General features: G+C 47.7%; 12 protein-coding genes. 4 read left to right on the plus strand and 8 right to left on the minus strand.

Annotated features, from left to right (window positions below; translation table 11 throughout):
- Positions 1-21: 21 nt before the first annotated feature.
- From GRF59_RS04840 to GRF59_RS04860, 5 genes are all read right to left on the minus strand, one after another.
- On the minus strand, positions 22-2,424 hold the full coding sequence (locus GRF59_RS04840; RefSeq protein WP_237391629.1) for an Ig-like domain-containing protein: 2,403 nt from the start codon (positions 2,422-2,424) through the stop codon (positions 22-24).
- Between the two features lie 297 nt (positions 2,425-2,721).
- Entirely contained in the window at positions 2,722-3,549 is an 828-nt protein-coding gene (locus GRF59_RS04845) for a sugar phosphate isomerase/epimerase family protein (RefSeq protein ID WP_160496505.1), read from the minus strand.
- A 37-nt stretch (positions 3,550-3,586) separates the two neighbouring features.
- Complete coding sequence (locus tag GRF59_RS04850) at positions 3,587-4,372, minus strand: arylamine N-acetyltransferase family protein (RefSeq protein WP_160496506.1); 786 nt, start codon at positions 4,370-4,372, stop codon at positions 3,587-3,589.
- 151 nt (positions 4,373-4,523) lie between these two features.
- Entirely contained in the window at positions 4,524-5,267 is a 744-nt protein-coding gene (locus tag GRF59_RS04855) for an SDR family NAD(P)-dependent oxidoreductase (protein ID WP_160496507.1), read from the minus strand.
- Between the two features lie 52 nt (positions 5,268-5,319).
- Complete coding sequence (locus tag GRF59_RS04860) at positions 5,320-6,075, minus strand: SDR family NAD(P)-dependent oxidoreductase (RefSeq protein ID WP_160496508.1); 756 nt, start codon at positions 6,073-6,075, stop codon at positions 5,320-5,322.
- 200 nt (positions 6,076-6,275) lie between these two features.
- On the opposite strand from GRF59_RS04860, the gene GRF59_RS04865 reads away from it, so the two are divergent.
- Together GRF59_RS04865 and cls are read left to right on the plus strand one after the other, a co-directional pair.
- The gene (locus GRF59_RS04865; protein WP_160496509.1) at positions 6,276-7,190 is read left to right on the plus strand and encodes a LysR family transcriptional regulator; all 915 of its coding nucleotides are present in this window, start codon (positions 6,276-6,278) and stop codon (positions 7,188-7,190) included.
- A gap of 39 nt (positions 7,191-7,229) precedes the next feature.
- The gene (cls, locus tag GRF59_RS04870) at positions 7,230-8,678 is read left to right on the plus strand and encodes a cardiolipin synthase (protein ID WP_160496510.1); all 1,449 of its coding nucleotides are present in this window, start codon (positions 7,230-7,232) and stop codon (positions 8,676-8,678) included.
- 99 nt (positions 8,679-8,777) lie between these two features.
- Here the strand turns inward: cls and GRF59_RS04875 are convergent, their stop codons facing one another.
- Entirely contained in the window at positions 8,778-10,025 is a 1,248-nt protein-coding gene (locus GRF59_RS04875) for a stalk domain-containing protein (RefSeq protein WP_160496511.1), read from the minus strand.
- Between the two features lie 192 nt (positions 10,026-10,217).
- Here GRF59_RS04875 and GRF59_RS04880 point away from each other — a divergent pair, with 192 nt between their 5' ends.
- Positions 10,218-10,829, plus strand: coding sequence for a cupin domain-containing protein (locus GRF59_RS04880; protein WP_160496512.1), 612 nt, complete (start codon positions 10,218-10,220; stop codon positions 10,827-10,829).
- 120 nt (positions 10,830-10,949) lie between these two features.
- On the opposite strand, the gene GRF59_RS04885 is transcribed toward GRF59_RS04880, so the two are convergent.
- Positions 10,950-11,378, minus strand: coding sequence for a GNAT family N-acetyltransferase (locus GRF59_RS04885; RefSeq protein WP_160496513.1), 429 nt, complete (start codon positions 11,376-11,378; stop codon positions 10,950-10,952).
- A 211-nt stretch (positions 11,379-11,589) separates the two neighbouring features.
- On the opposite strand from GRF59_RS04885, the gene GRF59_RS04890 reads away from it, so the two are divergent.
- Positions 11,590-12,297, plus strand: a complete 708-nt coding sequence (locus tag GRF59_RS04890) for a TioE family transcriptional regulator (RefSeq protein WP_160496514.1) — start codon at positions 11,590-11,592, stop codon at positions 12,295-12,297.
- On the opposite strand, the gene GRF59_RS04895 is transcribed toward GRF59_RS04890, so the two are convergent.
- Positions 12,258-13,583: an alpha/beta fold hydrolase gene (locus GRF59_RS04895; protein WP_160496515.1), complete on the minus strand. Its 1,326-nt coding sequence runs from the start codon at positions 13,581-13,583 to the stop codon at positions 12,258-12,260. The genes GRF59_RS04890 and GRF59_RS04895 overlap by 40 nt on opposite strands.
- Positions 13,584-13,600 lie beyond the last annotated feature (17 nt).

The raw sequence follows: 13,600 nt of genomic DNA on the forward strand, positions 1-13,600 counted from the left end.
AAAACGTCTTATCGACGTTCTTCAACCTCCCCAACGGATGGATGATCCCACTTTCTTATCATAGGCCTGCGCCCAATAGTATCCGGGGGCCGTGATCCGCCTTGGTCCAAAACCGATCTCGCCCGATGGCGCAGAGACAGATTCCGAATTGGCGGTAAAGAAACCGGCGGCGGTAGTCGTACCGTTAACGTATTTCCCTGCCATATACGTGAATCTTCCTCCGACCTCTGCAGTGACTGCCTCTCCGGTTTTCAAATCCGTAACCCGAATGGTAACTATGCCCTTCGTGCCGTCATACGACATTTGGATATTCGATACCACCATCGGCTTAAGTGTTGTATGCCCGGTCTTGGCCTTAACGGGATTGCTTGGCGGCCCCTCATTCCCGGACGTGTCGACAGCCGTGACCTTATATACATATTTCGTATCCGGAAGCAGTCCTTTGTCACGGAAGCTCAATTTGTTGGAAACCCCTGCGAGATGCTCTTCATCAAGAGGAAAGCTCATGCTGGTTCCACGGTAAATGCGATATTGCTGAATGGCCGCATTATCCACAGCCGGGCCGTAGGTGATATCGATCTGCTGATAGTCGAATACAGACGCCTTCAGCGCTCCCGAAACAGCTGTTGGAGGTTCGATGTCTGCGGGCGCCTGCCAAAAAACAGCATCCGGCCCCCAGATGGAAGGGAGGTTTCGAAGCGAATCATAGTGATGGATGGCAATGCCTCCGAATGCCGAGTCCCCCTCAAATGCGGCATACACTTTATCCAGCTCAGCCTCCATATGCAGCCGTCCTTCTTCATTAAAGGTAATCGTTTCGGGATCACCACCGTCCGCAATATCTTTCGTTTCTACGCCGATCACGACAGAATACGGCTTCCCGATTGTATTCGCATATTCCATCTCTCCCCGCGCTTGATCGATGATACCGACTGAACCTTCCGCTTGGTCGCGATAATCCATGATTGAGATATAATCTAGCGTATCCTGCACATGCTCGGATAGCGGTTTGACGGAACCGTTCCATACAATATCCGTTGCATCCACAGAAGTATCGAACCAGCGGGGAATTGCCGCACCGACTTGAAGCGATAGCCCGGAGGCCGCTTTACGATCCATCAGAGCATTTAGCATATTCAAATATTGAATTTGAACGGAAGGCTTTTCGCTTTTAAAGTCAGGCAGACTGTACGGCTCCGTATCAATATTGACCCCATCGAATCTTTCATGCTCGCTGGAAGATATATTATAATTTAAGATCCTTTCCAATTCAGCTACGGCTTGCTTCTGATATCTTGTATACGCCCCGAAGTACGGTGGCGTCGTTCCGCCGGCAATTAAAGCCTGAACCTGATAGCCACGGTCATGGGCCCACCCGATAAAATCGCGAACCTCCGCACGTTTGTCTTCCAGCATTCGAACCCCATTGTAATTTCCTACGGCCAAGTAAAAGGTCCGGATCTGATCTTGACCGAACGTGGCCGTATCCGATGACATCGCATCCAATACCGTCCTGGCTCCGGAGTTCATAATGAGCGGGTAGGACTCGTTTTCCCAAATCCACAACGCTCGGTCTTGACCGTAAACATCCCTCGATACCGTGGGAGCCGTTCCTTCCTCTGCAATGGTTCCCTTTTCGTCACCTCCACCTGCAGCTCTCTCTTTCCGATCAGGGGAGTCCGTCTCCGTAACAACGGCTTCATGGCTTTCCATCTCCACGGGAACTCCGGCTTTGACATACACGGTTTGACTGTACCCGATATTTCCGTTTACATCATCCGCTCTCGCTTCCAAACTGTTGATTCGTCCCGAAACCGGCTCCGTATTCCATTTATACAAGTACCCTGAGGCGGACGGACTGGCATCCTCCCATGCTCCACCGTTGATTCTCACCTGAACGCGTGCAATACCATTTTTACCTGAAGCATCGACTTCAACCGGTATTTGCCCCTCAGGGGAATCCTGCTCCGTTGGGCTTATGACCCGCACCTGTGGAATATTCGCCTGCGGATTATCCACCTCGATCTGCATAAAAGGAGACCAGGCGGCATAGCGGGTCGCAACATCCTTACCTCTTGCGATCACCTCGACCGGACCGTCATACATCGACAAATCGACGTCGGCATACCAATTACCTGCATTGCCTTCTGGCATATGGACACTTGTCAGCGAATCTCCGTTCACTACAATTTCAATGTCATAAACGCCACTGTAAGTTCCGGTCAAACGAGTCATTCCTGGTCCTAACGGGCCAGCAGTACTAGGCGGATCAATCGTTATTTGCGCAGCCGCCAATCCTGATGAAGGTGTGATGCAGGATAACGCCAGAACAACGATCAAAACCAAACAAATGGCGAGTTTGCGGATAGCATGCTTTTTCCGAATACGAATTCCGATCATAACATGTCCTTGCTTGGCTGCCATAAGTCCCTTCACTTCCTTTACGTATAGTGTGAATGACCTTGACACGGTAATTGGAACAAGAAAAGGCGGATACGTAACAAACTATTGCCTAATTGTTAAGCGCTTACTTTTTCTTATTTTGAAGAACATCATGTTAGAACCAAATCCGACAAAAAAATAAGGTACGGGACCACTGAGTCCCATACCTTTTCGCAAACACACCAACTATTAAAAGTAAAAAAAAGCACTCCATATTCCTTCGCATGAGAAGAAATTGAAATGCTCTCCATCGTAAACCCGTAAAATGAATCGTTTTTCTTATAAGTAAGGCTCAACTAATGCTTTTACACGGTGAACACCTTCCCACATATCACCCGGCCCATCATAAACCAATGTAATCGGGCCCTCATAGCCGCTGCTTCTGACAAGAGCCATGCAGCCCCTGAATTCTTCCTCGTCCAGATTACCCTTTTCATCCGTGATAGCTTTGGCGTGAATCGACTCGCTGCGCGGGATGGTGGCACCTAGTTCTTCAAGTTTCCCCGCACCGGCGAAGTTGCCGAAATCCGTTGTTAAGCCGAGCGCTCCGTCGCAGCCATCCAGCAATGTTATGCAATTCGCCGCCGTTGAGGTCAGATCGTGAAAGTTTTCGGTAATGATTCGGACATGTTTATCCGATGCATAATCGATAAGCCTCCCCAGCTGTTCACCCGCCAATCGGACAGCGGCCTCGTCATCCGGGTCGGCATCGCCGGCAATGATCCGGATGCGTTCGGCACCCACGGCCGATGCAATATCAATCCAGTTTTTAAGCCAGTTCATATCCGCTTCCCTACGCTGTTCGTCAGGGTTCGTAATATCTCCGTAATCGGCGAGTAAGGTGTAAAAACGGATGTCAGACCGCTCTATCGATTCCCGTAACTCTTTTAAGTAGGCATCACTGGTGTCCGGAAAATGAAAATGGCAGATCTCCATGGCCTGAAAACCTTGGTCATGCAGCATCTGAGGCAGATCAAGCAAGGAGATCGTTTCCGGCTGTTCATCGATCACCGTTCCTTGCCTTTGATTCCCTTCATCCCAATACGTCCAGCGGAGCGGACCTAAATTCCTGTGCAAGCTCCATGTTGTTAACGATAAAAACGGCATATGCGTATTCCTCCCTCGATAGATGATTCCTGTGTTCTCAACCCAGTACTATCCCAAAATGCTTTTCCAATGCCTGTCGATATTCCTCGGTGGTCTGTGGCACCCAAGACTCGACGCCTCGGGATGTGAATATCCTGAACTCTTCCCCCGCCACGGTGTTTCTGCCTTCGACGGTACGGATAAATACCATCGCGGAATGGGTGAAAATGGATTCGGAAGCATGTTCGCACCAGTAAGAAGCCATTTGATAATCCTGAAGAAGCTGCGCTTCTTCGGTAAACGAATAGATGCGGCTCCACTCCCCGTTCTTGCGTTCGCATAGCATCCATCCATAGAATGGATCGCGTTCAAACCGATAACATTCCTGGCCCTGATCCTGTTCAATTCCATCTGCCATCAGCAGCGGGCGGACGGGAACGATTCCCCCTACGCCAACATCGCAGAGATAGATGTCCCCTTCCGCTTCCACCCGCAGAATATGATGTCTGCGCATTGGCGGCGGTTGAGGTTCATCGCGCCAGAACCTGGCGAAATAATGGGTCACTCCGAACCCCAGCTCTTCGAGAAGCCAGCTGAATAAAGCGTTCAATTCGAAACAATAGCCGCCGCGACGGCGGACGACGATCTTATCATATAAATCTTCAAGGTCAAGCGACAATGGCACGCCGCTTAGGATATCCAGATTCTCATAAGGAACGGCGTGAATATGATGCTCCTGAAGACTTGCGAGTACGGTCGCCGTCGGTTCAACCTTTCCCTCGTAACGGATCCGTTCAAGGTAAGCGGCGACTTGCGCCGAGATGCCGGGAATGTTTTTGTTCATGTTGCAATGAACCTCCGCCTTTTTAGAATTACAGCACATGCTCTTATCTTTCCATATGTATATGTCCATCTCCTCCCGGAACGACAAAAAACCAGCCGTCGGCTGTATAGCCAACGACTGGTTTGTAATAGAACGAAATTGCCAAATCAATTTACACCGCTGTATATCCGCCATCAACAAGCAGGCTCGTGCCGGTGATAAACGAAGCGTCATCGCTCGCCAGGAACAAGACGGCTTTGGCTACTTCTTCAGGTTTACCCAAACGACCCATCGGATGAAGTCCAACCAAATGCTGCGTAATGGCTTCGGTTCTGCCTTTAATCAGCGGCGTGTCGATATATCCAGGGCAGACCGCATTAATGCGGATACCCTTTTGTGCATAATCCGTCCCTAGTGTCTGGGTGAGCAGCTTCACGCCGCCTTTGGCAGATGCATATGCAGTCACGCCTGCCTTGCCGACATGGCTGTGAATGGAACCGCAATTGACAATCGCGCCGCCGTTACCCTGTGCAAGCATTTGTTTAATCGCATATTTATCGCAAAGGAACACACCCGTCAAATTGATGTCAATGGTGCGCTGCCAGCTGTCGAATGCCAACTGATCGGCCGGTCCGTCTTGAGCGATGCCTGCGTTGGCAAACAAAATATCCAGCTTGCCGTATTTCGCTACGGTTTGTTCGACCATGCTGATAACATCCTGTTCCTTCGTGACATCGGTTTTGACGAACAATGTATCGAAGCCTTGTCCGTTCAGCTCATCCGACACGGCTTGTCCGCGATCCGAAAAATCGGCAATAACGACTTTGGCCCCTTCCGATGCAAACAATCTGACTGAAGATTCCCCAATGCCGCTTGCGCCGCCGGTTACAATGGCAACTTTATTTTCAAATTTCATGAATGTTCTCTCCCATCTTATATAGCTGAATGATTTTTTAGTGCATATCCGATCAGATCGCTGTAGCCCCGCCATCGATAATAAATTCAGAACCCGTTGAATACGAAGACTCATCCGAAGCCAGGAACAACACGAGATTCGATACTTCTTCCACTGTACCGAAACGCCCGATCGGAGCTACCCGTTTGCCAAGCTCCGCCGCCGACATCTGATTCACTTGCGTTGCATAGTCGCCCATAGCCGTATTGATGTAGGCCGGATGGATCGAATTCACGCGAACGTTATGCGATGCATACTCGATAGCCGCATCCTTGGTCATAATTCGTACAGCGCCTTTGGTAGCACCGTAAGCTACGTGACCCGAAGCACCTGTCAATCCCGCAATCGACGAAGCATTGATAACCGAACCACCATTTTGTTTGGCCATCACAGGCAAGACATGTTTCATGCCAAGGAATACACCTGTAACGTTAATCGAAATCATGCGGTTCCATTCGTCGAGACCAATATCGGCAATCGGTTTGATAAAATAAATGCCGGCGTTGTTGAACAAAATATCGATAGAACCGAACTGTTGCACCGATGCGTCTACAATGCTCTTCCAATTCTCTTCATTGCTGACGTCATGCTTAAATGCGACAGCCGTTCCACCGGCCTCTTTTACTTCAGCAACCGTTTGGTTCACGCTTTCCAAGTTGATATCCGTTACGATGACTTTGGCGCCTTCTTGTGCAAACCGAAGTGCTGTCGTTTTTCCGATACCGGCTCCTGCTCCAGTGATGAGTGCAACTTTACCTTCCAGTCTCATGTCATTACTCCCTTTCTGAAATGATGTATCTATAGCTTTCCCTGAAATAAATGAACATATTGCCTGATAAATCGCTGCAGCTGCAAATCTTGAGTACCTCAGGCTTTACTTCTATGGTATCATCGTTATTGATTAAACGAAATTTAAACATATTTAATTTAAATTAAGTATTTCTTAAAGAAAAGGATCGATCCGACATTATGCATATTGAAAAATTGGAGTATTTGGTCGAAGTTGCAAAGACGGGTTCGATCTCCAAAGCGGCGCAAAATCTGCATGTGACCATATCGGCTGTCAGTCAATCCATATCCAGTCTGGAGGAAGAATGGGGTGTCACCGTCCTCAAGCGTTCGCGCACCGGAGCCGTGCCTACCGTAGAAGGAGCTGCCATCATCAAGAAAGCGATTGAACTGCTTCAGAAATACGATGAACTGAAAGAAGCTGCGCAGGGATATTCCAATACGATTCAAGGGCGACTGCGATTAGCCACGATTCCTGGCCCCATATTCTTGTTGGAGCAAGCGGTGCTCGACTTCAAAAAGCAATACCCGCAAGTTAAAATCGAGATTGTCGAACAAGGTTCCCAGGACATCATCGACGACATTTTGAATGACAAAATCGATCTCGGCTTCATCATTCTTTTCAAGAACCGGCTGGTCGAGCACTTGGGGGTTGATTTTGAACGCCTGCTTAAGGTGAAAATGGTTGCCGCGACCAGTATCCTCTCTCCTTTGGCCTATCAGAAAGTAATTACGCCAAAAGAGCTTAAACAGCAAACCGTTGTACTGTATAATGATGATTACGTGAAATGGTTCATGGACGACTTCCAGAAGAAATACGGAGAGGTCGACATCGCGTACACAACCAACAATCGGGCCTTGATCAGCAGAGCCTGCATGAATCATTTGGCCGTCACCGTCGGACTTAATTATTCATTCATCACTGAGCCTCTTTTTACCGATGATGACACGGTGATTCTGAATTTCGACCTTCCCCAGACAAGCCCGGTGTATCTGGGTGTGATTCAGCAGAAGGATCATACCCCTTCCGTTATTTCAAGACATTTTCTTAACCGACTTAAGCACGACATTTCCGATTTGCAGCAACTAATGTAATTTTTGAAACGCATGAAGCAGTAGGAGGATTTCGTAGCAATGAATTTTTCATCCATGATATTAGGGTTAATTCTATTTCTGAATTTCATATTCGCTCTGGTCGTCGTCTTTAAAGAAAGGCGGGATGCCGGTGCCACATGGGCTTGGCTGCTTGTCTTGTCCTTTATTCCGATTGCCGGATTTATGCTGTACTTGCTGTTCGCCCAGAACTTCAGGCATGTCCGTCTGTTTCATTGGGGCGACTTGAAAAAAATCGGCGTGGAAGAGATCATCTTGGAGCAAATCGAACAAATCCAAACGGGCAGCTATCAGTTTCATAATGCATCCGCCAGCAAAAATCGCGATCTCATTTACATGCATCTAAACAACAACCACTCTATTTTCACCGAAAATAATGCGGTAGATATCATCACGGACGGCCAAGAGAAATTCGACAAGCTCTTCAAGGATATTGACGCTGCCAAAGATTATATCCACATCCAGTATTACATTATTCAAAACGACAACCTCGGCAAAAAATTGATGAATCTTCTAACCCAAAAAGCACGGGAAGGCGTAAAAGTCAGAGTCCTATACGATCAACTGGGATCCAAGAAGCTGACCAAACGCTTTTTCCGCGAATTCCGCGCAGCGGGTGGTCTGGCAGAAGCCTTCTTCCCTTCAAGACTTAGGCTGATCAATCTCCGGCTGAATTACCGCAACCACAGAAAGCTGGTCATTATTGACGGAGAAATTGGTTATGTAGGCGGTTTTAATGTGGGCGATGAATACCTTGGCCTCAATTCCAAATTCGGCTATTGGCGCGATACGCATCTACGAATTTCGGGTTCCGCTGTGTATGCCATGCAAATCCGATTCATACTGGATTGGAATCAGGCTTCCCATCATCACTCGATTACCTATTCGCCGAATCTGTTTCCACGCGTGGGTCCTTCAGGCAAGATCGGCATGCAAATCGTAACCAGCGGTCCGGACAGCGAATTTGAACATATCAAGAACGGTTACATTAAGATGATCACTTCAGCCAAAAAATCGATCTATATCCAGACCCCTTATTTCATTCCGGATGCGAGCTTGCTGGATGCCTTGCGGATCGCGGCCCTTTCCGGCGTCGAAGTGAAAATCATGATTCCGGATAAACCGGATCATATCTTCGTATATTGGGCGACGTACTCATACATAGGTGAATTGTTGAAGACTGGCGCAACGATATATCTCTATAACAATGGTTTTATCCATGCAAAAACGATCGTTATTGACGGAGAACTGGCTTCCGTGGGAACCGCCAATATCGATTACCGCAGCTTTAAGCTTAATTTCGAAGTGAACTCATTTTTATATGATGACCGGATTTCCCAAAAACTGATGGAGGTGTTTGAAGAGGATCTGCGTGTATCCAGGCAGCTTACCATGCAGGAATACTTGGAACGCCCTCGATGGATACGAATTAAAGAGTCCGTGTCCAGGCTGTTGTCTCCTATTCTCTGATAGGTAACAAGTTTATCAACCTATTCACTTGGAAACAGGCCGCACTTGACGGAATTGTAAAAAAAGAGCTGTCCCCTATTGGGATAGCTCTTTTTTCTATTATTTCATTTCAATAGATTGGTTAATCTGTGCCCACGCCGGTTGACCGATCAAGCCCAAACGCCAGAATGCGACACCCTTAAGATCATATCGTTTTGCGAGACCGATTTTGGAGTTAACGGTAGAATCCTTCTCGCTTCCAAAAGAAATGCCGAGAATCAGCTTGTCTTTGCTCGTCTCCTTCAAGGCCAAACGGATAGCCTCATCCACTTTATTCAAAGGCTCGGGGCCCTTCTCTTGTTCAAAAGCATACGCCATAATAACTAAATCATCTGCTAGACTCGACAAGGTCTTATAATCGTAACCGGCATAAGAACTGTTCAACGGGTGAAGGACCAAGGTCAGCTTCAGTCCGGCTTGATGGGCTTTGGCGGATAAATTCTTAATAAATGCATTATACTCGGATTTCACCTTGCTCTTATCACCGGATAAGCCCAGTCCCTCCAAATCAAGCGCAATTCCCTTGAAGCCTTTCTCGGATGCCGTGGCAACGATTTGCGAAGTCGTATTTTCCTGTAGCGCCGCATCTTCCAGATTCTTAGTCAGCTCTAGACTAGAGTCAACCGAATATACCATCAAATAAGGCGAAGTATCCTGCTGATCCGCATCTTGGATAATGGATTCCGGTGTAACATCGCCAGCTGCCTGAGGCCATTTATACTCTTTCCCTTCAATCGTAAACTGGCCATTGGTATCAATTCGGCTCCAGCCAAAGGAGATGGCGTCAAAAGAAGGAATATATGCCCGTTCATCATAGGAAGATAAAGCATAAAAGCCCATCGTATACATATCTTTTTGCGGCGAAGTAATGGATACCGTCTGCGACGGCTGATCCCAGGCAACGGCTGCTCCGAATTGCTGGCTGAAAAAGCTCAGCGGAATCATCGTACTGTTTTGTATGGTCTGCGGTGCAATGGATAATGTCGTTGTGTTTCCGTCTACCAGAGCGTTTTTACTTCCTATTTTCAAGACAACCTGCTTCGCTTCTCCACCTTTAACCTTCGTTGCTGTTATCTTTTGCTCCTTTTGATTCCAAATGACTTGAATGCCCAGCGCCTCGGAAATAGCACGGAATGGAACCATCGTCGTTCCTTTGATAACCGTTGGCTGCACTGGAAAAGGAAGCGCGTAGCCATCCAGCATGATGCTTACTTTTCCGGCGGCTGCCTCTGTCTTATGCAGAGGAACAACAGACAAAGATCCAGCGAAAATGACAGAACTTAGAAGTAACTTTCCTAATACCTTCATATTTTGGTTCTCCTGTTATCTAGTGATAGATTTGTATTCATAGAATACTAGATTTACTATATCACTTCCAGAGATACCATTTCTATCTTTTAAAGGGAATGGAGATGGAAACAGGGACATTCGCACAGGTTGCGCATATGATAACCCACGAAGGCAAATACCCATAACGCATGAAGGACGTGAAGCAAAAGCATGATTTCGTACATGGATTTCACATCACCGTCAGTTCAGTTCTCGTACGATCTGAGAAATAATCCAATGTTTAAAAAAGATGATCAAAACTATATCAACGCTCTTTCTGTTAAGCAGCTGAATACGCTCGGCAACGTTTCCCTCTTGGACATATTTTTGAGCAGATCCAACGTTGTTGAGCCGCATATCCATCAGAATGCTTCCGAACTGGTGTACTTGATATCCGGTGCAGCCGTCGTATCTCTGGTCAATCCCTTCACCAAGAAGCTGATTAACATTCCGGTTACTCCAGGCCAAGTCGCTAATGTACCGCAAGGCTGGTGGCATTATGAAATCGCGACGGTGGACAATACGCATATTTTGGCCATTTTCGATGCTCCGGTTCCAGAATTCATTGCCGGTTCGGACCTGCTTCGCCTGACCCCTGCTGAGATTTTAGCCCATACTTATTGTTTGAATGAAGCTCAGGTCAAAGAAACGTTGGCACCGATCACGGATACGGTTGTCATTGGTCCTCCAAGTAATTGCAAACCTTCGAATAACAGCAATCCTGATCCGCATCACATGCAACAACGCCAATATATAGGAAATGGATGGCAGGATCAACGATAGTTCTGCAACCCGGGATACGTCAAAAACTTGTTATCACTTTAGCCACAATGATGTACATCGTGTCATGGCGAACACCTCCAATGCCAAAGGTTATTGGAGGTGCACGCATGAACATGACTATTAGATATCGGATATTGCTGAATGCCGGCCAACTTTTCGGGTCATACCGTAATAATCCGGATATACAAGCTTGAATCCTTGCTTTTGATACCACTTCATCCCAGCCACATCCGACATGACCATGATGGTTGCATCGGCGGATGCATACTCATGCAGAAAGTCGAGCAGATTGCTCAATATAACCTCTTCCAAACCATGCTCTTTTTGATCTGGATGTATGAAAAGATCTACGATCTGATAATAACATCCGCCATCGCCTATGATTCTGCCCGTCCCGATCAGTACAGACCGCTCGTCCCGGACTGTCGCTACATAAACCGAATGATCAAGGCCGTTCTTTAATGCTTGATGACTCACGGGTTCAGCACCTGCAGCAAATCTTAACTCAACAAACTCCTCTAAACCGGGGGTTTCATTTATGACATTCATCTTCTTGTCCTCCTTGGCATAACGCAGGATATACATTCACTTTACAACATTCATGCAAGTGAGAAGGTCCCAAGCTTCTATGACGTTCCGTCCTACATCTGTCCGGGCATAACCTTATCTTGCAACTTCAAGGTTTTATGATAAGATTTGCCGGTGACTGCCTCTTCTGATATAGTGTTGGGCGAAAGAGCCGTTTTCAAGGAGGACCTGCATGGAGAAATATTACAAGCCAAGCGAGATCGCTAGAGAATTACATATCAGTACAAGCGCGCTGCGCCATTATGAATCCTGGGGTATCATCCCTTCTCCCGATCGGGCAGCCAACGGATATCGGTTGTATACTGACGTTCATTTCGCATATTTCCGCTGTGTGCGCTCCATGTTTCCCGGTTTCGGGGTTCGGGTGACATGCGATGTTCTCCGCAGCATTCAGCACAATGACGCGGACACGGCTTTTTGGCTGGTGAATAAACGACAATCGGAGCTTTATCAAGAGAAAGCAGCAGCAGATCAAACCCTGGCTCTTTTGCTACAGCTCGAACTTCCCTCTCTTCCCCAGCAAAAGTTGAAAAACGAAATGACCATTGGTGAAGCAGCCGTTTTCGCGGGTGTCACTACCTCGGCAATTCGCCACTGGGAGAAGGAAGGCTTGTTACGCTCAAAAAGGGATCCAAACAATGGTTACCGGGTATTTACGCCTGCCGAAATACGCAAGATTCTGCTTATTCGTACGCTGCGCACTACGGTTTATTTTCTTAAAAGCATGAAAGATATTGTGATGGCTTTGGATCATCAGAATATTGAGCAAGCCAAAAAGCTCACGGAGGATGCGATCCGCACCATCCATGAGCGATTGCGCCAGCAGTTGCTTGGCGTTCATCAATTGGTCGAGCTCTGTAATCTGCTGGACTTGATCTGATTCGGTGCAATGCCCAGCATCGCTTCAAATTCACCGAGTTGGCGTAAGTGGTGACGGAAATGCATTTCAACTAGTTCAACCCACTCCTGCGAGTTTAGCCACCCGAATCCGTCATGCAATACTTTTTGACCCGGAGGAACGGTCTTCGCTTTCTCCATCCAATCGACTACCTTTTCCTTAACTTGTTCCAATCCTTCAGCCAGTTCCTTCTTGCTAAGGCCAGCGGCCGGATGATCCCATTCTTCAGGTAATTTGATTTTAACGGGTGGAAACCCTCCAAGCTTGAACAAAACGATTCCAGCATTCGTCTTCTCTCCAGAATCCTCGCCGGTCGCATTCATGCAGGCTTCTGCATTCGCAAGATACTCCAGCGCGACCTCGATGACATGATCATATAATTGTCCAAGCGTCCAAGCCTTTCCATTCATCCTGAGCTCGAGCTGTTCCGGGGAGAACACTGTTAAATGGTCCCGGTATATCTCCAAGAGATGAGCAACATCCATAGGTTCAGAAGTCTTCAAAAAATGATTCACGGTCTCCAGAAACCGATCCGGTTCTTCGATATTCGGCGCATGGCCCGACTGATCGAATTCAACGAATACGGCCTTCGGGATAAGCGAGGCAATCACTCTGCCTTCATCGGGCGGATTCAATCCGTCGTGGGCTCCGCCAATGACCAGCGTTCTTGCCGTGATGCGGTGTAAGTCCGGCCTGAAATCGAAGCCTTCCAGTGCTTTGTTCGCAGCCATCTGCTGGGCTTCCGTAGGTGCCGGGCATGTTTGATTGAAATCATTCATCCATATACCTACACGATCAAGTCTGTGGAACATGTACTTGGAGAGTAGCTGAATTTTCTCATATACCTCCATTCCTGCCGTTTCCTTCTCATGCTCTGCCATCATCCGTGCCATTGAGGAGGTTTTGCCGTTAGACTTGGCCGCAACCAGGATCAATTTGTGAATTCGCTCCGGTACGGCCATTGCCACACCCTGTGCGATGTAGCTCCCCATCGAGCCGCCGAGCAAAATGGTCTTCTCGATATGCAATTCATCCAATAATGCGATTACATCATCAATATGGTCCTGAAGTGTGTACATTGAAGGCTTATCGGATTTACCGTGTCCGCGCGCGTCCATCGCAATCACACGGTTTTGTTGCGCCAATGCCTCCATCTCCTGTACATGGGCAAGTATATTCATACCCAACCCATGAAGCAGCAGCAAGGGTTCTCCGCTTCCCTTTTCCTCATAATAAATCTGAATTCCATTGAGACTTCTGTGTGGCATGATTCTCCCTCCCGCGT

Source organism: Paenibacillus dendrobii (assembly GCF_009807035.1).
Classification (GTDB): domain Bacteria; phylum Bacillota; class Bacilli; order Paenibacillales; family Paenibacillaceae; genus Paenibacillus_AQ; species Paenibacillus_AQ dendrobii.

What these genes read in the sequence shown, in the direction of transcription:
- cls (WP_160496510.1), top strand. Translation starts at nt 7,230, where the DNA reads ATGAATTTTTCATCCATGATATTAGGGTTAATTCTATTTCTGAATTTC.
- GRF59_RS04865 (WP_160496509.1), top strand. Translation starts at nt 6,276, where the DNA reads ATGCATATTGAAAAATTGGAGTATTTGGTCGAAGTTGCAAAGACGGGT.
- GRF59_RS04895 (WP_160496515.1), bottom strand. Translation starts at nt 13,583, where the DNA reads ATGCCACACAGAAGTCTCAATGGAATTCAGATTTATTATGAGGAAAAG.
- GRF59_RS04890 (WP_160496514.1), top strand. Translation starts at nt 11,590, where the DNA reads ATGGAGAAATATTACAAGCCAAGCGAGATCGCTAGAGAATTACATATC.
- GRF59_RS04875 (WP_160496511.1), bottom strand. Translation starts at nt 10,025, where the DNA reads ATGAAGGTATTAGGAAAGTTACTTCTAAGTTCTGTCATTTTCGCTGGA.
- GRF59_RS04855 (WP_160496507.1), bottom strand. Translation starts at nt 5,267, where the DNA reads ATGAAATTTGAAAATAAAGTTGCCATTGTAACCGGCGGCGCAAGCGGC.
- GRF59_RS04860 (WP_160496508.1), bottom strand. Translation starts at nt 6,075, where the DNA reads ATGAGACTGGAAGGTAAAGTTGCACTCATCACTGGAGCAGGAGCCGGT.
- GRF59_RS04845 (WP_160496505.1), bottom strand. Translation starts at nt 3,549, where the DNA reads ATGCCGTTTTTATCGTTAACAACATGGAGCTTGCACAGGAATTTAGGT.
- GRF59_RS04850 (WP_160496506.1), bottom strand. Translation starts at nt 4,372, where the DNA reads ATGAACAAAAACATTCCCGGCATCTCGGCGCAAGTCGCCGCTTACCTT.
- GRF59_RS04880 (WP_160496512.1), top strand. Translation starts at nt 10,218, where the DNA reads ATGATTTCGTACATGGATTTCACATCACCGTCAGTTCAGTTCTCGTAC.
- GRF59_RS04885 (WP_160496513.1), bottom strand. Translation starts at nt 11,378, where the DNA reads ATGAATGTCATAAATGAAACCCCCGGTTTAGAGGAGTTTGTTGAGTTA.
- GRF59_RS04840 (WP_237391629.1), bottom strand. Translation starts at nt 2,424, where the DNA reads ATGGCAGCCAAGCAAGGACATGTTATGATCGGAATTCGTATTCGGAAA.